We start from the raw sequence: 25971 nt of genomic DNA, 5'->3' as shown, positions 1-25971 counted from the left end.
CGCGTGGAGAATGCATCGGCGATTGGAAGACCGAACTGCTCAGACGAGCGACGAGCGTCTGTCACTGGGTTCTGTTATATGCTCCAATCCCCAGTCGCGCATCGTATCGATTACTGGTTCGAGTGACCGACCGGGAGCTGTGAGCGAGTACTCTACGCGGATGGGTTTCTCGCTGACGATTTCCCGATCTACGAGCCGCTTCTCACCAAGATCATCCAGACTCTCTGAGAGCACCTTACTGGAGATGCCATCAACATTGTCCTTGAGTTCGTTGAATCCGCTTGGCCCGTGTTCGAGAAGCCGATGAATGATGACTGGATGCCACTTCTTGCCAATGAGTGTTGCCGTCGCCGTGATCGGACACCACTCCTCACCAGCACACCATACTTCGAGCCGTTCGATTTCACCATCACGTTTGCCATTATTTACCATGTCTAATGTTATCACTCTATCGGTATTAATAGTTGTCCATAGACATTTAATTTCGATGGGCGCCTCAACAGAAGGCTGGGCAATGCTATACTCAGCGAATTAGGAGTTCTTATACCGGTAATGACGTCAAATAGTACTGTCAGTGAAAATTTTCTCGGTATCAGTATCAGTTATTTACGCCTCGTGTGTGTTTGTGTTTCGGGCGTAATGATCTCTCTCAGCTCGACTGTCCGAGTGGATGGACACGATTCCATTCGAATGAACGACAGTTCTGCTCGGAGGTTGGAACGTCGCCCGGTTCGATATCTCCAGAGACACAGTTACCATCTCCGGTGATGTCACCACTGCCTGCAGTAGCCGAGGATTCGCCAGTGAAGGTGCAATTATTGAGCACGATTTCGCCTGCATCCGCGCTTACTGCGGTGATTTCGTCCTCAAGCAGGAACTGAGAGTTTCGGACCGTAATAGAGGGATTGTCAAGAATATCGACCAGCCCCTGTGAACGATCGTAGCTGTGCAGAATAAACGAACAGTTCTCGACGAGTCCGCCGGGTCCGCGGGCGGTTTGACGAGCATCTCCCCAAACCATCCGTGTGTTGTAGTCGTTGCCGCCAGTGGTTTCGCCGTCTCCCGTTGCGTATGTCTCGGTGTCGAGTTCCATGGTTGTCCCACAAACGGTGACAGCCCCGGAGAGGCGTACGTTGCTGACATTGTTGTTCGCAAGGTACCCACCGACAATCTCAGTGCGTCCCGGTGTCCGGCTCACGTAGCATCCGTTGTTCGGGAATCCGGTCAGAACGGGGTCGATGAGCGTGACTGTCCCGAAGTTTCCTGCTCCAGTGTGGAACCCACTCCGGCTGTCGCCACCGTTGTAATCACTGAGACGTCCATTGTTGTGCTGGACGTAGTTTCGGATTGTGAGGTGGCCATCTTTGTTCTGAACGAGCGCGTTCATACCACTGGGCATCAGATCCGGTCCGATCGTCCCATTGCACCGATAGTGGAGATTCTCGACGTGACCACGGTTTCGGACGCCGATCCGAATGCCTGGGTTGGTCCGGCCTGTCGAGTCGAACGTCAGGTTCTTCAACAAGATATTATCACCCGCAGGATTCTCGAGAGAGGATTTCGCTATCGTCCTGAGATGATAGTCTGTGAGCTCTCTTCCTGTGTGTCCTTCGGGCACCATGAAGACAGTCCCATCGTTGGGCTGGCCTCGAATACCCCAGTTATCGACTGTCACGAGTACGGTCCGACTCCAGCGAAACTCCCCTTCCGGAAAGACCAACAGTTCACCGTCAGAAACATTCTCGATGATTCCGGCAACGTCATCGCCATCAGCAATGTCCACGTGTGTCTCTGACATCTGTGACGGATCGTGGGCTGGTGATAGCGCTTGATGTGGTTTGGATTTGGCTCCACCAGCGGCCATGTCGACGCCAGTGAGTCCGCCACCAATCACCCCAGCAACGCCAGCTGTCTTTAGGAAGCCTCTACGTGTAATATTGAGTCCATTAGGTGTCCATGCTGTCATAAATCGATTACGCTCTCTACTATACTAGGTTGAACCGTGTCGTGTAGGTATATTAACGTTTTGATTTCATTGTCGCCATCTCATTGCGGCACAACCCCGGTCACAGAAGCGCTTTCAGCTGCTGAGCTGACGAGAAACAACACCGAACACGGCGGATTCCCTGGATAGATCGATTATCGACCCACCAACTGCGAACGGAATCCGAGTGAGATTGGTGCAAAGCGCTGCTCAGACGACTGTACACCGTCGATAGTACTGTCAATGTATCGCAATGTGGGAGAAAGGTATACACTCGCCCATTCCAATCATGGGATAATGAAACAGAAATTCTGGGGTCTACTCTGCGATACAGTTGGATTTTGGATCATTCTGTTCGGACTGTGTGTCATCTTTTTGGTGATCCTCGCGTTCTCAGTCCCATTCATCAAAGTCGGCTCTACGCCCTACTACCTCACGATCGTCAATAGTATCATCATTATCGGCACGATGATGACGAGCATGTACGTTATCAGAAAGTGTCGAACGTAGTCGTGATGCGTTCTATTAGCAGAACTGATCGACATCCCGGGGGACCCACGGTGATTTTTTAACCCGCTCTTCTTGGCGTGTCGTTGGTGGCCATTCCCCCTCAAGGAGTCGATCGCCGGATTCTGTCATCCAGTCATCGACCATCGTCCGGTAGTGCTCTACAACGTCTGCGTATTCGGGCTCTTCGACAATGTTGTTCATTTCGAGGGGATCCTCCTGAAGATCGTACAGCTCTTCTTCGGGTCGTTGGCGCCCGTAGAATTCGTCCCGTACATCACGCCCAGCGCTACTCGAAAACAGCGGTGCGGGGATGTATACGAGCGGCAAATCGCCCACATTCCGTATGTACTTGTACTCGTTCGTCCGCACTGCACGCATCGGATTGTACTTGCTATGCCACGTGAATTCGAGGAAGATGCGATCCCGAGGCACATACTCATCATCGACCAGTAATGGTGCAAAGCTTCTGCCATCGATCTCGCCGGGTGACTCTTCTCCGATGAGATCGAGAATCGTCGGGGCAAAATCAACGTGGCTCAACAAGTCATCGTGGACGGTTCCCGCGTTCAGGTGTCCGTCCCACTGCATGATCAGCGCGGTTTCGACGCCAGGATCGTAGCAGGTTCCCATCGCCCGAGGGAAGCCAATTCCGTGGTCGGTCGTGAAAATAACGAGCGTGTCGGCGGCGAGATCGGCCGCTTCGATCGCGTTGGTGATGCGACCGACGGCCGAATCGATCGCACGGACCATGCCGTGAAAGTGAGCGAGATCTTCGCGGATCCCAGAACGATCGGGGAGGTACGGCAACGGATCGACATCGTCGGGATCGTCGGACTCGTAGTCAGGGAGGTCGAACGTCCAGCCACAATCGAGACACCGATCGACGAGTGGTTGGCGGTGAACTTCCGAGAAGCCGACCGAAGCGAACAATGGCGCATCATCGGTCTCAACACCGGACAGAAACGACTCGACGCGCGCTGCGACCTCACGAGCGGGTTCATCGACACTGAACTCGTGGACAGAGCCTTCGACGTGCTGGAACCCGGCTCTGTGTGGGTCTGTCGAGATGTGCTGAAGACCGAAGAGATGCGTGGCATAGCCTGCTTCGTTGAGTCGTGTGATGAGGGTTGTTTCGTCGTCGTGTAACTCCCATCCGAGATGGGCGAGTCCAACCAAACCATTGTTGTGAGGATACTTCCCGGTCCAGATGCTTCCTCGGGCTGGAGAGCAGTGTGAGGCTGTACAAAAGTAGTTTTCAAACCTGATCCCGTCTCGGGCAAGTGCATCGACGTTCGGGGTGTCTACGTTCCATCCGTAACAGCCGAGATACTGGCCCAAATTGTGTGGGTGAATCAGTACGATGTTTGGTTGGACGCTCGATTCGACCATATCTCTCTCAGTCATCGGACGCTCATTAGTGTTCTGACGATGTCGAATTTGATCGTTGGCCGTCAAAGATCGATTGTCATCGGTTATCCCCATTCGAGTCCCGCAACCGCTTTCACGGTCTCGTTGAGCAACAACGGTTGCGGTTCCGCGTGCGCCATTCGGACGAGCCGTCGTTCGGGTGTGAGTCCACTTTGGGTCAGGAGATCGTCACCGCCGTCTGTCGGCGCGTCGACGACGACGCTCTCGGTGCACCGCTTTGCAGCCCCGCTCACCAACTGTGCGTACGCCGTCTCCGTCTCTGCGACGATGGGGCCGAGCTGCCAGTGCTGTCGCCCTGGACGGAGAACGGCGTACCCAGACAGATTGGTTTCACCTCTACTGCCATTCTCGTCATTGTTTTCGAGAGCCAGACAGGTGCAGTCTGATCGGTCGAGCAGTTGGCCCAGCAGATCTCTACGGTTTACGCCGACAGCGCGTCTATCGAACGAACAGACGGGATCTGTGCCGATCGATTTCAGTTCGGTTACGTCGTCAGTTGTGGTCCTCGGCTGCAGAGTCCCACGCCACCGCGTGATTGGAGCGATTTCGACGAAGTCGTTTTTGCTGTAGAGGCCCCGACCGAAGGGGGTCGCGTCGAGACCGATCGCCGACTGACCGCGTTCGAGCGTCGCCTCCAGTGCTGTCTGGAATATCTGGCTTCCGTATCCCTGCCCTCGGTGTTCTTCGCTGACCAGAACCATTCCAATCCAGCTCACGTCGCCACCATAGGTAACGACGGTCGTCGTTGCGATGAGATCGTCGCCTATCCACCCCGCAAAGCAATGGTCCGGAGCGAGCGTTAGTAGAAGCTCCCAATCTGCCCGGCACTGATTCCAGCCGGCTTGCTTCGAAAGCTGCATCGCTGCAGGAACGCTGTCGAGTGTTAGCTTCTCTATTCGCATGGCCGACGCGTGCTTTGGACCATCAATCTCCTCTCTCCGTGAATATTCTGTTTACGCTCGCAGCTCGTGCTCGTTTCACGTTCATTGGTGTGTCACCCATCTTCTCCAGTGCGTTGTCTGAGTGTGGCCCCAATCGGTTCACCATCGAGGCGGTCATCGATATCGTCGGCATCGATGGCGTCAGCGACAGTTTCCATTGCTGTCTCGTATACATCGAGCGTGTGATCGATGTCGCTGTCGGTGTGGCTGTAGGAGAGGAGGTGGTTGCCAGAAAAGAGCACGCCCCGCTCGAGACATTCTTGCATGAAGAGACTCTTTGCTAGTCGATCGGGTTTGCCCGTCTCGTCGCTGAACTGCGCGCTGAATCGCGGCGGATATCCGACACATTCTGTCCGATGATCGAGTCCGTACGCCGCTGCCAGATCGTTGTATCCGCGCTGCAGTGTCTGTCCCTGCTCAAAAATGTGATCCGTGACGTTCTCCTCGCGGATAACTGAGAGACAGGCATTCGCCGCCGCGAGCGAAAGCGCATCACCAGCGTACGTCATCGAGTAAAAGACGTCGTCTGCTTCGATCGTCTGCATGACGTCACGCCGTCCCGCGACCGCCGAGATAGGGAACCCGTTTGCCATTCCCTTTGCGAAGCAGGCGACATCAGGAGTTACGCCGAAATACTCCTGCGCTCCGCCGACCGCAAACCGAAAGCCCGTCAGAATCTCATCAAAAATTAATACTGCTCCCTCGCGGTCTGCGATCTCGCGCATTCGCTGGACGAAATCATCCTCTGGCTCTGCGAGATTTACTGGCGTCGTGACGATCGCTGCCACGTCGCCCGGGTGTGCTGTGAAAATCTGTTCCAAGCTCTCGATATCGTTGTACTCGAAGGACTCCGTGAGATCACCCACTACGTCAGGAATTCCTCGATCGAGGGACGTCTGGCCCATCCAAACGTCCGGCCAACCGTGATAGCCCTGCGTCGCGATGATCTCACGGCCGGTGTAGGCCCGCGCGAGCTTTGCCGCCAGCGTCGTAACGTCGCTCCCATTCTTTCCGAATCGGACCATCTCCGCACACGGGACGACGTCGATGAGCTGCTCTGCAACAGTGAGCTGCAATGGGTGGGGCATCGAGAACATCGTCCCGTCCCGTAGCTGCTGTTCGACAGCATTGGTCACTGCTGGATAGTTGTGTCCGAGAATGATCGGTCCCAGCGCCATCGGATAATCAACATACTCGTTGCCGTCGACATCCCAAACGTGACTTCCTTTCCCTCGCTCTAAATGCGTCGGCGCGACGCCTTGCACCCACTGTGTCGGTCCCTTGCTGTTCGTTTGCGAACATTCTGGGATCATATTCTGAGCCTGCTGTAAGAGTCGATTCGAGCGATCGAGTGAACGCACACTACCCGTCTGTGATGATTTCCGTGACATTGATTCACACGTTCATGTATGCAGCTGTTAATCAGTTTGTTTACCGTCCAACGGTGCCGAGCAGCCAAAAGACGACGTATCCAACGAGAGCGAGGCTGATGAAAAACACCGCAATCGCTCCCGACACACCCGCAGAAACGTCCATTCCCACCGTGCTGAATCCGAATCCGAGAGCAGCCATAAGGACACCCACCAGCAACGGGAGGCTCACGGTGTACGACGACAGTGCTGACTCAACTGCAGCTTGAATATCTACATTCATACTGATTAGCAGGTATGTAGCAATCTCTGCGGGCATAACCATTTCGGTGGCTCAAAGTACAGAAACGTCATCAGTCATCTGCAGTGTGTCTCTGTCTGCTGTTCTCGTTGGATTCATCGTCTGGGCTGTTCCAGTACTGATGGTTGTCGTACTCTCGAAAGCAAGCTGCCTCGTGTTCAGAAGCATGATCGATTTGTATCAGTTCTGGTGGGGATTGTTCCTGTTTACACGCCTCGCGCGCTTCCGGACAGCGCGTGTGGAACCGACAGCCAGTGGGCGGATTCACTGGATCCGGAATGTCGATTGTCTTGATTGGCAACTCCTCTACGTCAGGACGCCGGTCGGGATCACCGGGACGAAGATCAGGTGTCGCCCACCGGAGTGCCTTGGTGTAGGGGTGACGAGGATCAGTAATGATCTGTTCAGCGGGACCGATCTCGACCAGTTCACCCAAGTACATGATGCCGATCCGACCGCCCACCTTCTCGGTGACATACCGGGCGTTCGAGAGGTCATGGGAGATAAACAGAAACGACGTATTGACCATGTCTTGGAGTTCGTGCATCAGATTCATCATCTCGATGCGAAGTGAGACGTCCAACGCGCTAATCGCCTCGTCTGCCAGAACGAGGTCGGGATTCATCACCAGCGCGCGGATCAGCGCGACACGCTGTTTTTCTCCACCAGACAGCTGGTGAGGGTACCGTTCCGCGTAGTCCTCTGGCGGCGTCATCTCCACCCGCTCCAGCATCCCCAGAAGCCGTGCCCTTCGGTCCTCTCTCGTCAGATCAGTCTGCCACTTTTTGAGTGGCTCTGACAGACTCTTGATCACCTTTCGATTCGGATTGAGCGAGCTTCCAGGATCTTGGTGAATGATCTGTAGTGACCGTCGAATCGTTTTGTATGGGATGTCGACTTGTCCTGTGCCGTCCTTTGCGTCCCAGATATCTTGTCCGCGGTATCTGACGCTCCCACCGGTTGGTCGTTGGATGCCGATTGCAGTCTTCCCAAGCGTCGTCTTACCGCAACCACTCTCGCCCACGAGCGCAATGACCTCGTTCTCGTGGATATCGAGACTGACACCGTCGACTGCGTGGACAGTGTCTGGTTCAGAGAACAGATTGAAGATACTCGAACTGTCCTCGAAATACACCTCAGCATTTTCGAGCGATACGACTGGTGTTTTGCTGTCGGGGCTCATTGGTCACTCTCCTCCTGCTGGTCGAGCGTAAACGGAATCACTTCGGCTGATTGCTCCCAGTGGAAACACTTTGCCTGATGATCGGCTGTAATCGTGTGGTAGGCGGGGTCATTCTCTTGGCACGTTTCATCGGCAAGTGGACACCGTGGATGATACGAACAGCCCGGCGGGACCTTCACTGGGTCGGGACTCGACCCGTCGATCGACTGCATCTTCTCGATGGGAGCGTTCAAATTCGGTGTCGCGTTGAGCAGCGATCGGGCGTACGGATGCGCCGCGCTCTGGAGAATCTCCTCCGTTGAGCCGACTTCGACGAACCGGAACGCGTACATCACAGCAAGACGATCTGCGAGGTCCGCGACGAGCGGAAGATCATGTGTAATAAAGATGAGCGTGATGTCGTACTTCTCCTGAATATCTGTGAGCAACCGGAGGATCGATCGCTGCATAAGTAGATCGAGCGCAGCAGTCGGCTCGTCCATCACGAGCACCTTCGGTTCGAGCACCAGACTCAACGCGATGAGTGCCCGCTGTTTCATACCCCCAGACAGTTCGTGAGGGTACGAGTCGAGAACACGTTCGGGAGTCATGTACAGATCGGAGAGAAGCTGGTGGGCTCGTTCGATTCCCGTCTTCAGATCGACGCTGTGGGCAGTGAGGGTTTCCTCGAAGTGTCCGCGGATCCGCATTGTCGGATTGAACGAACTCATCGCGCCTTGGAACACCATCGAAATCTCTTCCCACCGGTGTTGTTGCAGCTCTGCTCGATCGAAATCGAGAATATCGACGGCTGTTCCGGGTCGAGGGTAGTACGTGATATCCCCGGTAAGCACCCCGGGAGCGACCACCGCATCAAGCAGTGCGGATGCGAACATCGACTTGCCAGAGCCACTTTCACCGACGATGCCGATGATTTCATCGCGTCGAATGTCGATCGTCGCATTGTCCAACACCTTCGATTTCCCACGTTCCATATCGAAGGAAACGCTGGTGTTGCGAACTTCTAATATGGAGTCCTGTTCTCTCTGTTTCGTTTCTGTGAATGATTCACTAGCAGTCATTGTTACATCGTTTCTCCGTGGAACGAAGCGTCGTCGGACGATTCATTTTCTGATTTCTTCGCGTGCCGGGCCCTGATTCGCGGGTTAAAGATGCGATCACACCCCTGCGCGAACAGCAACAGACCGAGCGAGAGCAGAACGATTGTGATCATTGGCGCGTAGAGCCAATGTGCTTGTTCTGGGGAGTAGATTCCACCACTGGTATACGCGCTGTTCAGCATGAGTCCCCAGTTGAGTGTCGAAGACGGCAGGATACCGAGGAAGTACAGCCCCACTGAAGCAATAATGACGTTGCGTGCGCGTGTTACGAAGCTCACGACGATCAACGGCATAACGTTCGGGAGGATATCTTTCGTGATAATGCTGAACGTCGAGATTCCCATCGTTCGAGATGCCTCGACGTAGGAGTTCTGGCGGAGTTTGAGAACCTCTGCACGGAGTTGTCGAGCGAAACCTGCCCAGCCGTTGATCGTCAGAATAATCCCGACCAAGTATGGATTGCGGGGCTCTAAGATCGCCGCGAGGACGACGACCAGCGGGAGCCCGGGGATCGTCATCAGAACGTCAACGAACGACATCATGAGCCGGTCGATAGTGCCACCCTTGTATCCAGCAAACAGCCCCCATCCGGTTGCCATGGTGGTCGCAAACAGCGCACCAGCCGTGATCATCTTCAGCATAGCGGGCGTCGCGTAGACGATCTGTCCGAGAATGCCCCGTCCCAAACTGTCTGTCCCCAACGGAAACGCCCAGCTCTGAAAGGCACCGAGCAATAACGGTCCTTCTGAGGCGCGTGGTGGATCGAACAAAGATACACCAACGGTCCCCATGAGGAGGAAACTCGAAATAATGGCCAGCCCTAATCGGGCGCGCCAATCAGTCCAGATGATCCGGAACGGTGTGCCGACGTACCCATTAAACAGCTGTCTGTATCGATCCTCTCGAGAGAGTTCCGTCTCTGAGATCGTTTCGAACGGTGATTGGGGTTGTTCGGTGGACACGTTTCCTCCGTCAGTAGATATCGATTCTTCCGTCATGTTTTCATTAGAACGCTTCACGCTCACCACCTCCACCAGCACGCGGATCGACGTATCCGTACGTTAGATCCGCGATGTAGACGCCCACGATCACGCCCAACGTGATAAAGAGAAACGTCCCCATCATTAGGGGGTAATCGCGGGAACTGACCGCACGGAACATGTAGTATCCCACGCCAGGATAACTGAAGATCTGCTCTAAGATGATCGAACTGCCAAACAGCGTCCCGATTGAGATCATCATCCCGGTGTACATCGGCAAGAACGCGTTGCGCGCCACGTATCGAAGCGCGATTCGTCGCTGTGAGAGTCCACGGAGGCGAGCCACGCGGAGGTAATCCGCGCCGAGGGTCTGGATACTGTTACCACGCATCGACAGCGCGATTCGGCCAAAGCCGGCAAGCACGAGTGAGATAATCGGTAGCGCCCCATAGTAGAGAATGCTTTGGATGAAAGCCGTGTTATATCCCGGACGAACATTTTCTCCGAACTGTCCGCTAATCGGAAAGAGACCCCACTGGTACCCTAAAAACCAGACTAAGACGATGGCCACGATGTAGAAGGGAACAGACGTAATCACGATCGACAACATCGACGACGAGATATCGAATTTGGAGCCTTCGATGTACGCCATGATGGCCCCAAGGGAAACACCGGCGGCATAGATCACCACCAACGAGACGATCGAGATGAATATCGTCCACGGCATCGCTGCACCCAAGATTTCCGCGACCGGTTCGTTGTACCAGATCGACCGGCCGAGATCACCGCTGAGGACGTGTTCGATGTATCCGAAATACTGTTCGTGGAGCGGGCGGTCCGGATGCATGTTCGTAAAGAGTTCGAGCTTTCGGTCCATTTCCGCCTGCGTCATCTGTCCACCGACCTGCTGTGACATCTGCGCCCGGAGGAAATCCATCGGCCCACCCGGCATCAGGCGTATCATAGCGAAGGTGATGCTCATAACGGCGAAAAAGGTGAACACTCCCTGAATGGTTCGTTTTATGAAGTAATCAGCTGATGTCATGTTTCTGTCTGATGCCTGTTCTTGTTGCCCGACTCCTCGATGCTAACCGTCTCAGAGACCACTGTGAAACATTCCGCTCCATTAGTGTTAAATATGATATAAAAATTTCTGGTGGTGGTATTCGATCAATCACGAACGGATCGATAGTGTTTATTCAATTTATATTTTTTGGTCGCATGGTAACTCATTGCATGGTGGTGTGAAATGACTGGCCGACCGAAAGGACGATATAGCGCTCCTCGAAACGCATACTGACGATGCGAACCATTCGATTCAGGGACGCAATGGGTCTCGAACGAGTCGGCCAGTGGGAGACGCAGGATGGACACATCGTAGTGGGGGGACAGACGTACGATCCAGTGGAGATTGATATTCTCCCACCAGCAACACCGTCCAAGGTGATCTGCCAAGCGGGAGGCTATATGGACCACCGGAAAGAGTCAGGATTCGAGGATCGCCCAGAGCGACCAGAACTATTCATGAAAGGTCCGAACTGCGTTGTCGGCCACGGAGACGCAATCGAACTCCCGCCGGGAAAGGAGATTGTCGAGTTCGAGGCGGAGTTCGGAATCGTGATCAGTCGCCAGTGCCGTGCGATCGATGAGTCAGTGGCTCTCGAGTACGTTGAAGGATTCACATGCGTGAACGACATCTCAAACCGTGACGACCAACACGAAGAGCGCAATTGGGTGCGTGGGAAAGCGTTCGACGGATCACTGCCAATGGGTCCTGTCGTCGCATCGCCGGATGAAGTTCCCGAGGACGCCACGCTCCGACTGCGACAGAACGGCACAGTGAAACAGGAGACAACGCGGGAGATGATGATTTTCTCCGTCGAGGAACTCATCTCGGATATCTCACAGCTCATCACGCTCGAACCAGGCGATGTGATTGCGACCGGAACTCCGTACGGGCCGGACACACTCTCTGCGGGTGATGTCGTTGAAGTCGAGTTCGAAGGTGTCGGAACGCTTCGCAACCACGTCACGGCTCCGTAGTACTAGCAAAATCCGCGATCCTGTCGTCGTGTGGTTCGAACGATCTGTACACAATGGTGGTCTGTGATAACAAAACGTGGGTGATCCCTTCACGTTTTACTTGAACGTTGTACCTATTGATGACGCGACTCGAAGAGGACGAATATGCGTATGTTACACAAGTGGTACGTATCTTAGGGATTACGAACGTACGAGTGTAACACAATCGGTTCCAGCTCGTTCGAAACGAAAGAGCAGATTGTACGTTTACATCACGATCTTTGGTGTACTTATCGCTTATCGAGCGGTATTCGTCGCTCCTGTGATTGTGGTGTAGTCCATCACGCAACTGTCGTGCTGTGTCTGGTACGTCACAGACAGCCACCCTGTGAGTTATCTCTGTTAATCTCTAATGCTGACACTGATTTGTTTCTCGGGGCCAGACGATCGATTAAATATTGCTCTTGGGTTTGCTGCGTCCTTGTGTTGACTACCAGACGGTGTCCCTCTCGTCTACGACAGCGACATCAATCAGTGTGAGAACAGAATCTGTGAGTGACAGACACCGTGAGCGAATCGATGCTCACCGGAGAAGTGTGAGGATATTCCCGCTCCGGATTTGCTGGCGCTCTTCGTCAGTGACTGGCAGGTGGTTCGCGTAGTTGTCGTAGGATTCGAACGTCTTGAACGGCAACTGGGGGCCGGTGACGAGGTGATCGACGCCGATCTGCTCAACAATTCTGCTGCCTTGGTATGTGAAAAACATGAATAGATCGCCGAGAACGAACAACGTCTCACCGCTCCGTACCGTATTGTTCAGACGAACACCTGACTGCTGGACAGTACACACCTCTTCTTTGATCCGGAAAGCGTGCTCCCACGCGTCAGCGATGATGACATCCGTTTCAGGACAGGTTGTGAGCACGTCGATCAGATCGTCGACCTGTTTGTCCGCCCAGAAATCTCTCCGGATCCCATCGTGTTCGCGCAGATTGATCAGGGGATGTCGCTTGCGCTGATCTTCGAGCGTAGCGACGAACGTGACGGGCACGTCTCGATCAGCACAGTGATTCAGCAACGCCACGATCCCCGGATCGTTCAGATCGTAGTCGTGGTACGCCGGAAGGAGTTTGACGCCCTTCATTCCCAACTCGTCGAGACACTGGTTCAGATCCTGTTCCCACGCCGGATAGGTCGGATTGATCGTCGCAAAGGGGATGAGTCGATCTTCGTGGCCACGGATCTTCTCGGCGAGTTCAATATTTCCCGAGTGACAATTCCTATACATAACGCTGTCGATCGAGGTGACGATTGCTTTGTCGACGCCTTTCTCATCCATCAGTGCGATCAGGTCCGTTGTGGACGCATCGAGTGGAGAGAACGGGTAATTTCCGACGAACGCGTTCACGTCTACAACCGTCTCTGCACATGGTTCCTTGGCGGTCAGAAAACGACGACGAGCGCTCTCGATACGCGCTTCGAGCGTTGTCTCGTCGAGTTTCGTCGGAACTGTCTCTGGAATGAGCGTCTCAATCCGGTAGGCTATCTCCGCTTTTTCTTGCGGAAGTAGATCTGCTCCTTCGAGCTTTCCGACGCCCGGAAGCAGCCACGTGTCGGTCCCGAACACCAATCGGTCGGTCCCGAGGTACTCTCGTGCCATCTCCAGTTGGCCGGCTTCGCAGTTGGTCCCGCTCGTGTCGAGGTAGATGTTGTCTTGGTGTTGAATGTTCTTGATGCGGCGCTCCCAGTCACCGCCAGCCCCGATATGCGCCGAAATGAACGTCAGGTCCGGAAACTGCTGGGCGAGTTTTAGAGCGTCTTCCGTTTGAGATTCGTGGGGTCTCTCGTTGAGGGCCGGCTCACGACGGTGTGTCACGTGGGCAAGCAGTGGAGCGTTCATCTCTACGGCTGCCTCCGCGAGTGGATGCATTTTCGGGTCAGAACACGGCATCTTCGACCACTGTGAGTGGTGTTTAAGTCCGATGAGACCGTCCGCTTCGATCGCTCGACGGAACTCAGTGACTGCCGCTTCACCGAGCCGTGGGTTGACAACTGCCCATCCGTGGAATAGGTCGGGATGCTCCTCGACGTACTTTGCGACGATTCTATTTGCCGCCCGACATTCCTCGATCGTTTCGCCGTGCTCGCCGATCAAACAGATCTTCTCGATTCCAAGTGCCTCGGCTTCACGCCGTAGCTGTGCTGCTCGCTCGGCTCGCTTCACCTCGGTCGAGTTATCCTGTGTCCAAATATGGAAGTGACTGTCAATCATGGTCTGTCGCACTCTTACTATCAGACTTTAAAATACTTTGGATAGGAACCAGTCTACCGCGGGTTGAAAAGCGACGCTCTCGAATTGCGGTCAGCGTAGCAGCTCACAGCGTGTACTGTCTTACGTCCCATCGAGCAGTACAGCGGTAATCGAGTATATTCACGCCGATTTACGCTGTAGTGCACCGATCTGTGGCAGACTCCACGTGAATGGATATAGATTACCGAGACTGTGATCCTTTGCTGGGTAGTTCCAGCTATCGCTGGTCATATACCACGAGTAGTTGACTTGACCGATTGGGATTTTTGGGACTGTCTGGTTGAACGCCCACGAAAGCCGCTTCGATAGTGTTGAGAGCATATCCGGATCGATCGTTTTCGTGAGCTCGTTGTAGGTGTCTGTAATGTTTATCGTGATCGTCTTGTTGCTGTCTGGCTTTCCGATCGGAGGAACAGTCACGACAGCCTCGTCGTGAGGTTGCTCTAAGAACCATGAGTATTCGTGCTCTTCAGGTCCATCGTACCGGATCCAAGACAGATCATAGGCTGATGGCTCGTCGATCGAACCGTAGTAAGACCGCGTGAGGTCCCATTCGAGATTTCCAAGGGTTTTCGAGAAGAACGTCGTTCCCTCGATAGAAACGACCTGAGATTTGATACCGAACTTTCTGAGGTTTGAGGCGGCCACCTGCCACCCCCGAAGATAGTACTCTACGGAGGTTGGTCCCTGGAAGGTTGCTTTCAACGGTTCACCGTTGGGCTTGATCCACCACTTGTCCTTCGTATAGCCAGCGTCTCTGAGCAAAGCCGCGGCTTTCTCGGGATTGTGATCGTACGTGGTGAGCGAGTTGCGAAACGCCTCATCAAACAGTTTCTGTTCGAGGACGGGCGTGAGTCCAGAGAATCGACGTCGGGTATCTGTGAAGTCACCGTAGAACTGCTGGGCGACCCCTTCGAGATCGATGATGTGTGCGAACGCCTTTCTGACTCGTTGGTCACGCCATGCGTCTGCGTGGGCACCATCGATCATGTTGAACATGATACTTGTCCCATACCCGGTTGGAATTTGACGATACTCCGCATACTGTGGGAACTTCTGTTGTAGTTCCTCCTTGCTGTCGATATCGAGTCCATCGCCCCCATCAAGAGTATCGCTAATCGCCAGTTGTGTTACTTTGTTTCGTGTCTGTGAGAGTTGATACTCCATCTCGGAGTAGTTTGGATCGGTCCCATATGTCGAGAGATCGTACCCTGTCTTTCGATTGATGTTTTTTTGTACCTCAGCAATCGGATAGTCGTCATACTGGGTACAGTGGAGTGCTTGTGTCGTGATGGAGTCGAGCTCGAACGGACCGGAGGCGTGGGGTTCTGGCTCTCGCCAGTTGAACTCTCCGACCTCTTTTCGTATTCGGTCGCGCTCTTTCTCCGTGGTTGCATCAGAAAATTCCTCCATATACGACCCGAAAACAGCTTCTGGAACATCGATCCGAATATTTCCGAATACGTTCGAATACAGTCCACTGGAATTGAACATACTCGAAAGATTGACCGTTACCGTCGTATCATTGGACGCCGTGATGTCGTCTGCCGACTCTACGTAATCCGACATATACGAGTTCATGTGCGCACTGAGTTTCAGTGTCCGCTCAAGATCGTCGATAGTGACCGGGTCACCGTTGTGCCAGGTGAAGCCATCGAGAAGCTGAACCGTGAGTGATGTTCCATCGATCGACCAGTCTTTTGCGGCGACAGGAATCCATTCGGTCGTCGATAGCGACTGCACCGCAAGATACGGAAAGAGCGCTGTCTGTGACCGAGTGCTCGTCTCGAGCGTGATATTGTACGGGTTGAACTGTATGTCCGTACTCGTCGACTGATGACCCGTCAGCGCACCAGTAAATGCCTCTCCTGTCGATGCGCCACTCTCTCCACTCTCTCCGCGGTTGGCAGCGCCGGTACACCCGGCGAGCGCTATGGCCATTCCTCCACTCGTTAGCGCAAGCAATTCCCGCCGAGAAACAGGTGGATCTCGATAGCTGTACTTCTGACTACTGTCTTTCCCACGCTCATCCATGTCGAACTCTAGCAAGCCTTATAGAATGGTGGATAATAAACATTTCTAACTTTTATTGACATTATGAAGCTATCACTCCTGCAGTTTCCTCATCAAACCGGGTCTCGTCGGGTGATTCTTTTCACTCCTACTATGTATCAAAGTGGCCACGAGCCAGCCGATTGACCGTACTCAAGCGACGGTGATTGTCTCGACAGGCATCGTCTGTTTACCCACTCCAAACACCATCTAATTGAGCATATTACAACTGTACATCCGTAATCCTCGCGGGCCATAGATGAGTGAAGTAGCTTTCTAAGAGGGATGTGAGCAGTGTCCTTCGTGTTTGGCATTAGTAAACATAGAACGAGTTCGTCACAAAAATGTGTTGTTTGACACGCGAGATCAACGCCAGAAAATCGTGGCTGGTTGGATGCCTCCACGGATCCACCAGCAGTGTGATTGCTAGTACGTACTCTTTCGAAAGCGAAGAACACGTGCTATAGGAACGTTCCGACAGATCGCTTTAACATACGATGCGGTACGGTACGGTGAGATGTGATGAAATGGATTCACTGCACTCGCCGCAAACTATGGTCTTGATCAGGAGATGCAGTATCCAACTTCGTTCGTTAATAGTCACGATGCAGAATCACCTGACTCACTCGTGTCTGCTACAGGAGATACTGTGTTGGCACGGACTGTCAGCGTATTCGGACTACCGGCGGGTCTTATTCGACTCTCTCGCTACGCATCGATGACGTCAACCCACTCACCGGTATCGACTGACTCGTACGCCGCATCGAGGATGCGGAGGACGGTCAGTGCATCATCGAGATCAGCGGGCGGAGCACCGTCCCCCCGGCAGGCGTCGAGGAACTGTTCCATGAAGGAGAGTCCCCATCGGCCCCCATATCCAGGTGTGGGCTGGTACTCATGCGTAATGCGCCGGTGAGCCGCTCCCTGCCACTCTGCCCCTGAGGAGTCGAGTTCGAGTGTCGTCTCACCATCGAATCCGAACGTTTCACCCATTGGGTCCCATCTGCTGTGCCCGTCATCGCCGTAGATTCCGATGTTAGTGTCGTAGCGCCCAGCGCGGAGGAAGTAGCCACAGGTCAACGTCCCAACAGCCCCTGAGCACGTCTCTAACTGAAGGGTGGCCCGATCTTCGATATCGACTCCCGGGGTGTCACTGCCCGCGGCGTTCGCACAAACCCGAGCAATCGGATCATCGAGGATCCACGGCAACAGATCGAGCCAGTGGATCCCGAGCCACTGGAGAATCCCGCCACGGCTGGCGTCTCGATTGAACAAATAGTGATCAGTGTCGCGGGCTGCCAACTGAGAGGCAACAAACCGGAGGTCGAATCCACGAACAGTCCCGAAAAATCCCTCACGTCGTAGCTGTTGGAGTTGCTCGGAGACGGGGTTCGTGCGCCAAGCATACGAGACCCCAACGACCGAATCGGTGTCACGAGCGGCTTCGACGATTGGTTGGAGATCGTTTGCCGTCCTCGCTGCTGGCTTCTCGGTAAAAACGTGGATTCCACGATCGAGCGCCTGCTCGATGATCGTGGGCGTCGAACGGTTAGACAGGGTGAGCCAAACCACGTCGATCTCCGCATCATCGAACAGTTCGATGGGATCGGAATAGTGTGGAAGAGCCGCCAAACGATCGATTCCGAGCGACGAAGGAGTGTGCTCGCGGTCTGCGACCGCCGTCACGGTGAGCGGGAGTCGATCGATGCTGTCGAGATACGGATCGCGGTGGTGGTGATTGAGACCGACGTAACCAATGTTCATCGTCATCTGAATGCGGGAATGACCTCGTCACCAAATCGTTTGAGGCAGTCGAGCGTCGTCGACTGAGGCTGTCCTGGGAACTGACACCGAATCAGTACGTGATCGACGCCGAGTTCCGCATACGTTCGAAGCTGATCAATACACTCCTCGGGCGTTCCGATGACGAATTTCTCGTTCAGCTCGTCGTAATCGACTTCTATTTCGTGTTCGTCGAGGTACGTCTGTCCCCATCGTGCGTACAGTCGGTAGAGATTCAGCAGATACGGTTCGATCTTCGATCGAGCCTCGCTGACTGAGTCGGCGACAAAGCAATCACGCATGAGAATCACGTCGTTGTTCTCGCGAGCCATTCCGAATTCGTCGAGTGCGTCCTCGTAGAATGCGATCTGTGATGTGAGGTCGTCGGTCGTCGAAGACGCACTCGCAATCCACGCATCACCACGGTAAGCAGCGCGTTTGATGGCGATGTCAGCGTGGCCGCCGATCCAGATCGGGATATCATCCGGTCGGGGCGACACGAACGCATCGTCGAATGACCAGTAGTCACCCGTGTGGTTGATGCGGTCTTCGGTCCAGAACTGCTTGAGAAGACCGATCGATTCGAGAAAGCGCCCCACCCGCTCGTCCATCTCGACGCCAAACGGTGCTAGTTCACGCGCTCGATAGCCAAGTGCAGCGCCGAACGACATCCGACCGTCGGAGAGCCGATCGATCGTTGCTACCTGCTCAGCGAGATTCAGCGGGTTGTATAGCGCAGGCAACATCGCCGCGGTTCCGAGTGTGAGGCTGTCCGTCCGAGCAGCGATGGCTGCAAGCGCTGTGAGTGGTTCGACGAATCCTTCTTCGTGGACGTGCCGTTCTCCGACAGTGACCGAATCGAACTCCAAGCGCTCAATCAGATCGGCTTGTTCGTAGAGATCAGTCGCCACGAAGTCTCCGGCTTCGTCGTAGTACTGATTCAGGAAGACACCAAACTTCATGCTGGCATCATCCTCGGGTTGTCACTGATGTCTGCCCATGCTATCGACAGCGCAATCATACGAGCTGTTTACGCTACTGTATCATAAATTTTGTTCAACGATCCAGCGGCCATCTAGCAGCACGCGTGAATACCCTGTACAGTGTACAGATACGTCGCCAGCGAATAGACTGGTTATCAGCGTTGTTCGATGGCCTTGTTTGGGATTACCAAACAATTATATTGGTCGTTCACTATCTACAGCCAATCAACGATGAAAACCGCGCGAAATCCTGTCAAGTCGGTTCAAACGGTCCTTTCGATCATTGAACTCCTTCAGGATCGAGGGCGGGCAGGTATTACAGAACTTGCTGGCGAACTTGGCGTCTCGAAGGGAACAGTTCACTGTCACCTCTCGACACTCAGACAAGAGGGGTATATCGTCAAGGAGGGCAAAAAATACTGTCTCAGTCTTCGATTCGTAGATATCGCTCACGATGTCCGCAGCCGAAACGCCATTTACGACATCGTTACGGACGAAGTCGACCGTCTCGCTGCCGAGAGTAAAGAACTAGCACTATTCACGGTCGAGGAACAGTTCAACGGCGTCTGTCTCTACAGAGCAAGCGGCGAGGATGCGGTCCAAACAGAGCTGTACGTCGGGTACCGAAACGAGCTCCACCATACAGCCGTGGGGAAAGCGATTCTTGCGTTCAAGCCCCCTGCAGTTATTGATGCGTTCTTCGAGGAAACCGACTACGAGGCGCTGACCGAGAACACGATCACCGACGAGCAACGCCTAGCAGACGAGCTTGAGGAAATCCGCGAACACGGATTCGCGTACAACCGGGGGGAGACGATCGATGGACTCATTGGAATCGGTGCACCGATCCGCGATCAAGATAGTGATGTGTACGGTGCGATCAGCGTTGTCGGGCCTTCGAGTCGAATGAGTGATGAACGACTCGAAGAACTCGCTGAAATGATCCACCGAACGGTAAACATCATCGAGATCAATGCGACCTCGGTGTGATGATTCCAAACATTACGGGCTCTCCTTGTTCTGTCAGAATCTGACGCACGCAATAGCGTCTCTCACAATCGATAGGTTGTTGTAGAATCAGCCGGTACAAATGGGATAGATGCGGATTAGGAACATCGAAACGATCGAGTTCACTTACGAGTCACGCCACGCGTTTGATGAGAAGGGCCACGCTCACCCCGGAGATCCACACGAGGCGACGGGCGCTATCACACGTATCGCTGTCGAAGGGGGGCCGGACGGGTACTGTGTTGGCGGCAGTCGGGAAGCGAACACCGTTGCAGCGGATCATCTCGTTGGCGAAAATCCGCTCGATCGGGAGGCACTTTGGCACCAGCTTTATCGCACCCAGCGCCTGAATCGCGGGACGTTGACTGATCGCGCGCTCGGCGTTCTCGACAGTGCGCTCTATGACGTCGCTGGAAAAGCCGCTGATGTCCCTGTGTTCCGGCTGCTCGGCGGCGCTCGTGATGCTGTCCCGGCGTATGCGAGTACAATGGTAGGAGACGGCGATCCCGACGGATTGGGGTCGCCCGAGGCGTATGCAGACTTTGCTGCAGATCTTGTTGACCGTGGTTTCGAAGCGATCAAGCTTCACGGGTGGATGCCACCGTACTCCGCTGCTCCCGACCGCGACCTCGCTGCTTGCCGTGCCGTCCGCGAACGGGTTGGTCCCGATATCGATCTGATGCTGGATGCATTTCACTACTACAGCCGGACGGAGGCCAAGCGACTCGGTGAGGGATTAGCAGAACTCGACTACGAGTGGTTTGAGGAGCCGATGGACGAACATTCGATGTCCTCGTACGAGTGGCTCACAGCAGAGCTTGAAATACCTGTTATTGGACCGGAGACAGTTGAAGGAAAGATGCAGACTCGGGCAGAGTGGCTCAAGCGAAACATTGCCGACATCGGACGCGTCGGTGTGTTCGATGTCGGGGGGATCACTCCAGCGAAAAAGACGACGAATCTCTATGAGGCATTCGGGGTCGAGTGCGAAGTCCACGGCTGTGATCTCCCGAACCTCCACCTTCTCTGCTCGATGCCGACACCGGGTCGGTATTTCGAGTACGGTCTCCTCCATCCAAAGTACGACTACGAATCGTGGGCCCACCCGTGGCTGAACAGCCACCCCAGTCCGGATGCCGATGGGATGATCCACGTGCCCGATGAGCCGGGCCTCGGATACGACATCGACTGGTCGTTCGTCGATGCACACCGAATCGACTGAGCCGCCTTTCAGTGTCAGCATATGGAAAACTATCTGAATACAGATCGCCAAGGCATTTTTATCACTTATCTAATAAAAAGCCACAAGTTTTATTCTGTGTCCTACTGTTCGCGCAGCTTGCTTGTCAGCAGAATACTCTTTTCGACATTCCAGAATCATCATCTCACGATGACTAACTATTATCCCTTTTCAGAATACATTGCTAACTAATGCTCTCTTGTGTACTCGCTTTTCTGACTGGACTAGCGGCACTAATATACACGTACGTTGGATACCCACTCCTACTCGTGGTGCTTGCTGTGGTCCAGGACTCTACTGGGAGAGACGAGCTCGCTACCTGCCGCGCCGACTCGACCAATTCTAATTCTACTCCGTCGGATACGTCAACAACGGCGCCTACCCTGCACGACACCGACGAGTCCACACAATCGGTCACAATGGTGGTTGCAGCGCACAATGAAGAAGACGTAATCGAGGAAAAACTTGAGAACACTCGGGCCATCGAGTACAACGGCGAGTTCGAGTGTATCGTTGTCTCTGACTCAACCGACCGGACAGACGCACTCGTAGAGCGTCACGCCGGGCCGTCCACCCGGCTGCTCACGATCGACGAGCGCCGGGGCAAGAGCCACGCACTGAACCGCGCTGTCAAGGAGGCCACTGGGGACGTATTCGTCTTTTCAGATGCGAACACGATGTACGAATCCGATGCTGTCTCAGAACTCGTTGCTCCGCTCGCCGACGAGTCGGTCGGCTGTACCACTGGTTCGCTCCAACTTGTTGATGAGGATGGCTCGACCACTGAGAGTGCCTACTGGCGGTATGAACTAACGATTCGAAAGCTAGAGTCCCAACTTGGAACGACCGTCAGTGTCAACGGTGGAATGCTGGCGCTGCGCAGTGAGGACTACCAGCAGATTCCCGAGCAGGCATTCGCCGATGATCTCATTGTTGCGCTACAGCAAGCCGCGGCCGGCCGACGGATCGTCTTCGCCGAGGATGCCCGCGGCACCGAACAGACGACGGGCGATCTCTGGAACGAGTACGACCGCCGTGTACGTATTGGTGCAGGTAACTACCAGGTGCTCACGTGGTTCCATGAACTTCTTGATCCCCGAAACGGCGTCGTCGCTTTGGAATTTGCTTCCCACAAGGCACTGCGATGGTGTATGCCCGCCGTCTTACTAGCGGTACTAGTTGCCAACGTCACCATTGTCTTGCTTGCGCCTTCGGCCTCAACCACTGCACTGCTCGGCGCACAGTTGGCCTGCTATGGACTTGCTGGTGTCGGGATGGCTAACGAACGCGCTCGGTCGGCCTCGGCATTAATCTCTCTCCCCGCGTACTTCCTCAGCATGAACCTCGCATTCGCTGTTGGTTTCCGAAAATTCCTCTCTGGTCCCAGTATCGACGACTGGAAATCGACCCGCGGCGTCGAGAAATAAGCGACAGAGCAAATCTCCTCCCACTCACAGAATCCAGACCCGTACATAGATCTCGGGATCACTGATGAGAAGCAAGCTCACAATTCTTTTGAAATAAAGAACAGTATGTCACTAGTGAACGTCATATGGCCTACAGTTAATCTAGATAATTATATTATACTGTCGAGGGAACTGCTATATGACGTACTACATCTGTTAGCAGCTGTCTATGAATAGCCACTAGAATAGCCCTTATCTGTTGGTATTATACATTTAGGCGAGGAAGTCACCACAAAACCTCCAAATTTCATATTATTCAATGTCGGACCTTCTACGTATCTATTTGTATTTTTATGATGCTCAACTGCTGTGATGTGGTGTATGAATATGTGGATGTGTATCCATGACGTGCACATGACAATGCGTCGTGAGAGGACATCTACCGCTTGAACGTCACGTTGTAAATGTTCGTCAACGATGATCGGTGTTATCCGCAAGATGTTCGAAACCAAATCGAGCGACACACCCGATGTATCACGAAAGGGCTCCTCTGTTCCATCGAAGGTTCGGTGGATAGCTACTGTTGAACCTCGATGTCAGCTACACCAGCCACCGCGCGCTCGCAGCAAACGTCGCTGTACCGATTGGAATGGCAACGCTCACTGCGAGTATTTGTCCCATCGCTAGATACCGCCCAATGTCACCGCTGACGAAGAGCGTCAGTGCGAAAACGACCCAGACAAACACACCGAAACCGAGACCCGATAAGAGTGCTCGCTTCCGGGTCGTGGATGCGAGTCCAACGAGCGATCCGCCGAGAAACAGTCCAGACCAATGGACTGAGGCAGCGACGAGACCGACAGCGATAGACGCAACCATCGCTGCCCACCGCCACCGTTCGTCTGTTCGGACCGCTCGCCAGCGGGCTGTGCGGCTCATCGCTCTCGCCTCGAATTCATCTATTCTCCCCACTCGTCTCGAATGTAAGCGTCGGTGTCCCGCGTATCTCACGACTCATAGACTTATACTCCCCATCTGTCCACATCCGGAGCTGATCGTCGTACTGTTCTGAGAAGTACGCCCCGGAGTTTCCACCAGGAAGCACTCCCGACACAGAACCATCCATCGACACGACCATCCGCCAGCTGCTTCCAGTTGACTGTTCGACCGCGTAGTTGTTCACTGTCGCGCGTGAGCCGTCGGTTGCTATCGTGGGGTAGTTTAAGAATGAAAGTCCAAGCGGATGAGTCATCGCGCTGGTCGTGTTGTATCCGCCGTACGTATTGTACTCAGCTGCTTCGATCTCGGAGACGGCTTGACGGAGCGCGCGCACCATCACCGCTGGACGCGAGTCATCACCAAACCACAAACTGTCCGGTGAGAGGTGCTGGAGCACCCAATCCGTTGGATAGTACGACGAGTCGAGGCCGTGTTGCTCGAATGTGGGACCAAACACCGCCTCACGGTAGTGCTCGAACCAGCGTGCAAACACGAGTGCCGCGGTTGAGTCCCGTTCCATCCGATAGTCCCACGAATCGAGCGCATCGACGTACTGTGTTACCGATGCTGTGTTGTCGGAGTGACGCGCAGCGTCCACGATCTGCGGAGCAAGTACTTGCGCGCGCAAGTCCCGCGTGTCACACTGTATTCGTTTTACGAATGCGGTGTCTATCGGCTTCTCCGACTTCGCTCGCCGGTCGAGCAGGTCGTAAATCCGGGTCCCTCAGTACGGGTCAGCGTAGGCTTCGGCGATGTGATGATCTGGACTATCAATCACCCGTTGGTTTGCCGTTCCGATGTAGTCTGGATTGATGACGTGCGGTTTCTCATCAAATGGGATGAAACCCTCCCACGACGACATCCCGAACGGCGTGAATCCCTGCCATTCAGCCTCGCTGGCGGAACCGTCGAAAATCCGATCGCCGGGGACTTCCTCGCCATCAACTGTCCGAATCGGGATCTTTCCGGTAACGTAGTACAGCGTGTTGCCGTCTCGGTCAGCATAGACGAGGTTCTGAGTCGGCACATCAAAGCGCCTTGTCGCCGTCAAAACGTCCTCAATCCCCGTGCTGTGGCTGTATTCGTATATTGCACGCGCAGTCTCCTCTGCTGTATGGCCAGTCCACGCAACACCGACGTGCGCCCCTTCGCGTTCGATGACTGGACCATGGACGGTTTTTTTGACTGTCACCGTCCGATTCTCACCATCAGTAACGACAATTTCGTGTTGTTTGGTGTCGAACTCGCGCCAGTCATCTTCGTACTTGTAACGCCCATCGCGGGTGTCGTAGCGATAGAAGTCGATAACGTCGGCACCGGTGTTGGTGAAACCCCATGCACCAGCCTGATTCTCGCCGATGATCACGAACGGAATGCCGGGGAACGTCACTCCACGGACACTCATATCATTCGACCGGAGATTCTGTTCGTACCAGACGGGCGGAGCCATCAGGTTCAGATGCGGGTCGTTCGCCACGATCGGCGCACCGCTTGCAGTGTGCTCACCAGAAACGACCCAACTGTTCGAGCCGATTCCGGCAGGCGATTCGAATCGACTCAACCACTCGGTGAGTGCTCGATCGACAGCGTAGCCGGAAGGTGAATCGTGAGACAGAGACGATGAACGGCTGTCGGTACGGATGATTGGTGCTCCGTGATCGAGTCGCGCCGGATAGAGTTCGTTTGCCGCTTTCCTGCCAAGGCGACTGTTCACGAGTGCTTTTCGGAGCGTCCGAAAGTCTCCCGTGAGATTCCACGCAATCTGCTTTTGTAGCAACATCGAGTCGACCGGGGTCCACGGCTCGGGTTCGTACTCCAGTAGAGAACATTCGAGTACAGATGGATCGTCGTCTATGACTGCGTTGACACCCGCTGAGTAGGCCTCGATGTGCGTGCCGACGGTAGTGTCTCTGAGTAAATTCCAAGTAGCGTTCGCTGCACCCACAAAATCCATCTTCACGTGAAATTCATCGGAATCAACTGTCGCATTTCCGACAATAGCCGATAGCTGTCCGCGCATTAACCGTCGCTGAAGATCCATCTGAAAGGCGCGGTCGCGGGCCTGTGCGTAGCCGACTGCAAAGTAGAGCGCTCTTTCGTTCTCACCAGTGATGTTTGGAACGCCGTATTCGTCGTATCGGACATCGGCGGCTCCGTATGGGTTTTCGATCGTCTGATTGTTCTCGTGGGTCGTTGCATCCCACGCAGCTCCCGAAAATGGGGCGAATCGTTCGAGGTAGCCCCGAACCGGTGAGAACGCACTGACGGCGACACCTCCAGCGAGAATCGCACTGATGAGTGCACGCCGCGATATATCACGATCCATGTTTATTCTTTAATGTCTATAATAGTGAAACAACTATTATAATGA

The 25971-nt window shown here is 54.3% G+C and carries 20 protein-coding genes and 1 pseudogene; 5 read left to right on the top strand and 16 right to left on the bottom strand.

The window, feature by feature from the left end:
* Positions 1 to 39: 39 nt before the first annotated feature.
* Both MW898_RS07900 and MW898_RS07895 read right to left on the bottom strand, forming a co-directional pair.
* Positions 40 to 432, bottom strand: a complete 393-nt coding sequence (locus tag MW898_RS07900; RefSeq protein WP_248906031.1) for a winged helix-turn-helix transcriptional regulator — start codon at positions 430 to 432, stop codon at positions 40 to 42.
* Between the two features lie 217 nt (positions 433 to 649).
* Positions 650 to 1966, bottom strand: a complete 1317-nt coding sequence (locus MW898_RS07895) for a twin-arginine translocation signal domain-containing protein (RefSeq protein ID WP_248906028.1) — start codon at positions 1964 to 1966, stop codon at positions 650 to 652.
* 315 nt (positions 1967 to 2281) lie between these two features.
* Here MW898_RS07895 and MW898_RS07890 point away from each other — a divergent pair, with 315 nt between their 5' ends.
* A complete protein-coding gene (locus tag MW898_RS07890; RefSeq protein ID WP_248906026.1) occupies positions 2282 to 2494 on the top strand; it encodes a hypothetical protein in 213 nt (70 codons plus the stop codon).
* Positions 2495 to 2509: 15 nt separating this feature from the next.
* On the opposite strand, the gene MW898_RS07885 is transcribed toward MW898_RS07890, so the two are convergent.
* From MW898_RS07885 to MW898_RS07850, 8 genes are all read right to left on the bottom strand, one after another.
* Entirely contained in the window at positions 2510 to 3883 is a 1374-nt protein-coding gene (locus MW898_RS07885; protein ID WP_248906024.1) for a sulfatase family protein, read from the bottom strand.
* Between the two features lie 83 nt (positions 3884 to 3966).
* Positions 3967 to 4824: a GNAT family N-acetyltransferase gene (locus MW898_RS07880; RefSeq protein WP_248906022.1), complete on the bottom strand. Its 858-nt coding sequence runs from the start codon at positions 4822 to 4824 to the stop codon at positions 3967 to 3969.
* Between the two features lie 92 nt (positions 4825 to 4916).
* Positions 4917 to 6254, bottom strand: coding sequence for an aminotransferase class III-fold pyridoxal phosphate-dependent enzyme (locus tag MW898_RS07875; protein WP_248906020.1), 1338 nt, complete (start codon positions 6252 to 6254; stop codon positions 4917 to 4919).
* 40 nt (positions 6255 to 6294) lie between these two features.
* On the bottom strand, positions 6295 to 6552 hold the full coding sequence (locus MW898_RS07870; RefSeq protein WP_248906018.1) for a hypothetical protein: 258 nt from the start codon (positions 6550 to 6552) through the stop codon (positions 6295 to 6297).
* 34 nt (positions 6553 to 6586) lie between these two features.
* Positions 6587 to 7717, bottom strand: coding sequence for an ABC transporter ATP-binding protein (locus MW898_RS07865; RefSeq protein WP_248906016.1), 1131 nt, complete (start codon positions 7715 to 7717; stop codon positions 6587 to 6589).
* A complete protein-coding gene (locus MW898_RS07860; protein ID WP_248906014.1) occupies positions 7714 to 8778 on the bottom strand; it encodes an ABC transporter ATP-binding protein in 1065 nt (354 codons plus the stop codon). The genes MW898_RS07865 and MW898_RS07860 overlap by 4 nt, the downstream gene beginning before the upstream one ends.
* A gap of 2 nt (positions 8779 to 8780) precedes the next feature.
* On the bottom strand, positions 8781 to 9779 hold the full coding sequence (locus MW898_RS25990; protein ID WP_248906012.1) for an ABC transporter permease: 999 nt from the start codon (positions 9777 to 9779) through the stop codon (positions 8781 to 8783).
* Between the two features lie 43 nt (positions 9780 to 9822).
* Entirely contained in the window at positions 9823 to 10842 is a 1020-nt protein-coding gene (locus MW898_RS07850) for an ABC transporter permease (RefSeq protein ID WP_248906010.1), read from the bottom strand.
* 257 nt (positions 10843 to 11099) lie between these two features.
* Here MW898_RS07850 and MW898_RS07845 point away from each other — a divergent pair, with 257 nt between their 5' ends.
* Entirely contained in the window at positions 11100 to 11840 is a 741-nt protein-coding gene (locus MW898_RS07845; protein ID WP_248906007.1) for a fumarylacetoacetate hydrolase family protein, read from the top strand.
* A 562-nt stretch (positions 11841 to 12402) separates the two neighbouring features.
* Here MW898_RS07845 and MW898_RS07840 read toward each other — a convergent pair.
* The 4 genes from MW898_RS07840 to MW898_RS07825 all read right to left on the bottom strand — a co-directional run bounded on the left by MW898_RS07840 (position 12403) and on the right by MW898_RS07825 (position 18926).
* Positions 12403 to 14091 (bottom strand): amidohydrolase family protein, encoded by a 1689-nt coding sequence (locus MW898_RS07840; protein ID WP_248906005.1) that lies wholly within the window; start codon positions 14089 to 14091, stop codon positions 12403 to 12405.
* A gap of 159 nt (positions 14092 to 14250) precedes the next feature.
* Entirely contained in the window at positions 14251 to 16164 is a 1914-nt protein-coding gene (locus MW898_RS07835; RefSeq protein WP_248906003.1) for an ABC transporter substrate-binding protein, read from the bottom strand.
* Between the two features lie 726 nt (positions 16165 to 16890).
* Positions 16891 to 17952 (bottom strand): Gfo/Idh/MocA family protein, encoded by a 1062-nt coding sequence (locus MW898_RS07830; RefSeq protein ID WP_248906001.1) that lies wholly within the window; start codon positions 17950 to 17952, stop codon positions 16891 to 16893.
* A complete protein-coding gene (locus tag MW898_RS07825; protein ID WP_248905999.1) occupies positions 17949 to 18926 on the bottom strand; it encodes an LLM class flavin-dependent oxidoreductase in 978 nt (325 codons plus the stop codon). The genes MW898_RS07830 and MW898_RS07825 overlap by 4 nt, the downstream gene beginning before the upstream one ends.
* 252 nt (positions 18927 to 19178) lie before the next feature.
* Between MW898_RS07825 and MW898_RS07820 the strand changes: the two genes are divergently transcribed.
* From MW898_RS07820 to MW898_RS07810, 3 genes are all read left to right on the top strand, one after another.
* Positions 19179 to 19937, top strand: coding sequence for an IclR family transcriptional regulator (locus MW898_RS07820; protein WP_248905997.1), 759 nt, complete (start codon positions 19179 to 19181; stop codon positions 19935 to 19937).
* Between the two features lie 109 nt (positions 19938 to 20046).
* On the top strand, positions 20047 to 21177 hold the full coding sequence (locus MW898_RS07815) for an enolase C-terminal domain-like protein (RefSeq protein WP_248905995.1): 1131 nt from the start codon (positions 20047 to 20049) through the stop codon (positions 21175 to 21177).
* 209 nt (positions 21178 to 21386) lie between these two features.
* A complete protein-coding gene (locus MW898_RS07810; RefSeq protein WP_248905994.1) occupies positions 21387 to 22622 on the top strand; it encodes a glycosyltransferase family 2 protein in 1236 nt (411 codons plus the stop codon).
* Positions 22623 to 23201: 579 nt separating this feature from the next.
* On the opposite strand, the gene MW898_RS07805 is transcribed toward MW898_RS07810, so the two are convergent.
* Together MW898_RS07805 and MW898_RS07800 are read right to left on the bottom strand one after the other, a co-directional pair.
* On the bottom strand, positions 23202 to 23540 hold the full coding sequence (locus tag MW898_RS07805; protein ID WP_248905992.1) for a hypothetical protein: 339 nt from the start codon (positions 23538 to 23540) through the stop codon (positions 23202 to 23204).
* 16 nt (positions 23541 to 23556) lie between these two features.
* Positions 23557 to 25926, bottom strand: a pseudogene (locus MW898_RS07800) (penicillin acylase family protein).
* Positions 25927 to 25971: the final 45 nt, after the last annotated feature.

Source organism: Halocatena marina (genome assembly GCF_023276375.1).
Classification (GTDB): Archaea; Halobacteriota; Halobacteria; order Halobacteriales; family Haloarculaceae; genus Halocatena; species Halocatena marina.
The sequence above is the reverse complement of the archived record's forward strand: the minus strand, read 5'-3'. Positions and strand labels throughout refer to the sequence as shown.

What these genes read in the sequence shown, in the direction of transcription:
- MW898_RS07810 (WP_248905994.1), top strand. Translation starts at nt 21,387, where the DNA reads ATGCTCTCTTGTGTACTCGCTTTTCTGACTGGACTAGCGGCACTAATA.
- MW898_RS07870 (WP_248906018.1), bottom strand. Translation starts at nt 6,552, where the DNA reads ATGCCCGCAGAGATTGCTACATACCTGCTAATCAGTATGAATGTAGAT.
- MW898_RS07860 (WP_248906014.1), bottom strand. Translation starts at nt 8,778, where the DNA reads ATGACTGCTAGTGAATCATTCACAGAAACGAAACAGAGAGAACAGGAC.
- MW898_RS07805 (WP_248905992.1), bottom strand. Translation starts at nt 23,540, where the DNA reads ATGAGCCGCACAGCCCGCTGGCGAGCGGTCCGAACAGACGAACGGTGG.
- MW898_RS07895 (WP_248906028.1), bottom strand. Translation starts at nt 1,966, where the DNA reads ATGACAGCATGGACACCTAATGGACTCAATATTACACGTAGAGGCTTC.
- MW898_RS07890 (WP_248906026.1), top strand. Translation starts at nt 2,282, where the DNA reads ATGAAACAGAAATTCTGGGGTCTACTCTGCGATACAGTTGGATTTTGG.
- MW898_RS07840 (WP_248906005.1), bottom strand. Translation starts at nt 14,091, where the DNA reads ATGATTGACAGTCACTTCCATATTTGGACACAGGATAACTCGACCGAG.
- MW898_RS07835 (WP_248906003.1), bottom strand. Translation starts at nt 16,164, where the DNA reads ATGGATGAGCGTGGGAAAGACAGTAGTCAGAAGTACAGCTATCGAGAT.
- MW898_RS07880 (WP_248906022.1), bottom strand. Translation starts at nt 4,824, where the DNA reads ATGCGAATAGAGAAGCTAACACTCGACAGCGTTCCTGCAGCGATGCAG.
- MW898_RS07875 (WP_248906020.1), bottom strand. Translation starts at nt 6,254, where the DNA reads ATGTCACGGAAATCATCACAGACGGGTAGTGTGCGTTCACTCGATCGC.
- MW898_RS07900 (WP_248906031.1), bottom strand. Translation starts at nt 432, where the DNA reads ATGGTAAATAATGGCAAACGTGATGGTGAAATCGAACGGCTCGAAGTA.
- MW898_RS07815 (WP_248905995.1), top strand. Translation starts at nt 20,047, where the DNA reads ATGCGGATTAGGAACATCGAAACGATCGAGTTCACTTACGAGTCACGC.
- MW898_RS07865 (WP_248906016.1), bottom strand. Translation starts at nt 7,717, where the DNA reads ATGAGCCCCGACAGCAAAACACCAGTCGTATCGCTCGAAAATGCTGAG.
- MW898_RS07885 (WP_248906024.1), bottom strand. Translation starts at nt 3,883, where the DNA reads ATGGTCGAATCGAGCGTCCAACCAAACATCGTACTGATTCACCCACAC.
- MW898_RS07825 (WP_248905999.1), bottom strand. Translation starts at nt 18,926, where the DNA reads ATGAAGTTTGGTGTCTTCCTGAATCAGTACTACGACGAAGCCGGAGAC.
- MW898_RS07850 (WP_248906010.1), bottom strand. Translation starts at nt 10,842, where the DNA reads ATGACATCAGCTGATTACTTCATAAAACGAACCATTCAGGGAGTGTTC.
- MW898_RS07830 (WP_248906001.1), bottom strand. Translation starts at nt 17,952, where the DNA reads ATGACGATGAACATTGGTTACGTCGGTCTCAATCACCACCACCGCGAT.
- MW898_RS07820 (WP_248905997.1), top strand. Translation starts at nt 19,179, where the DNA reads ATGAAAACCGCGCGAAATCCTGTCAAGTCGGTTCAAACGGTCCTTTCG.
- MW898_RS07845 (WP_248906007.1), top strand. Translation starts at nt 11,100, where the DNA reads ATGCGAACCATTCGATTCAGGGACGCAATGGGTCTCGAACGAGTCGGC.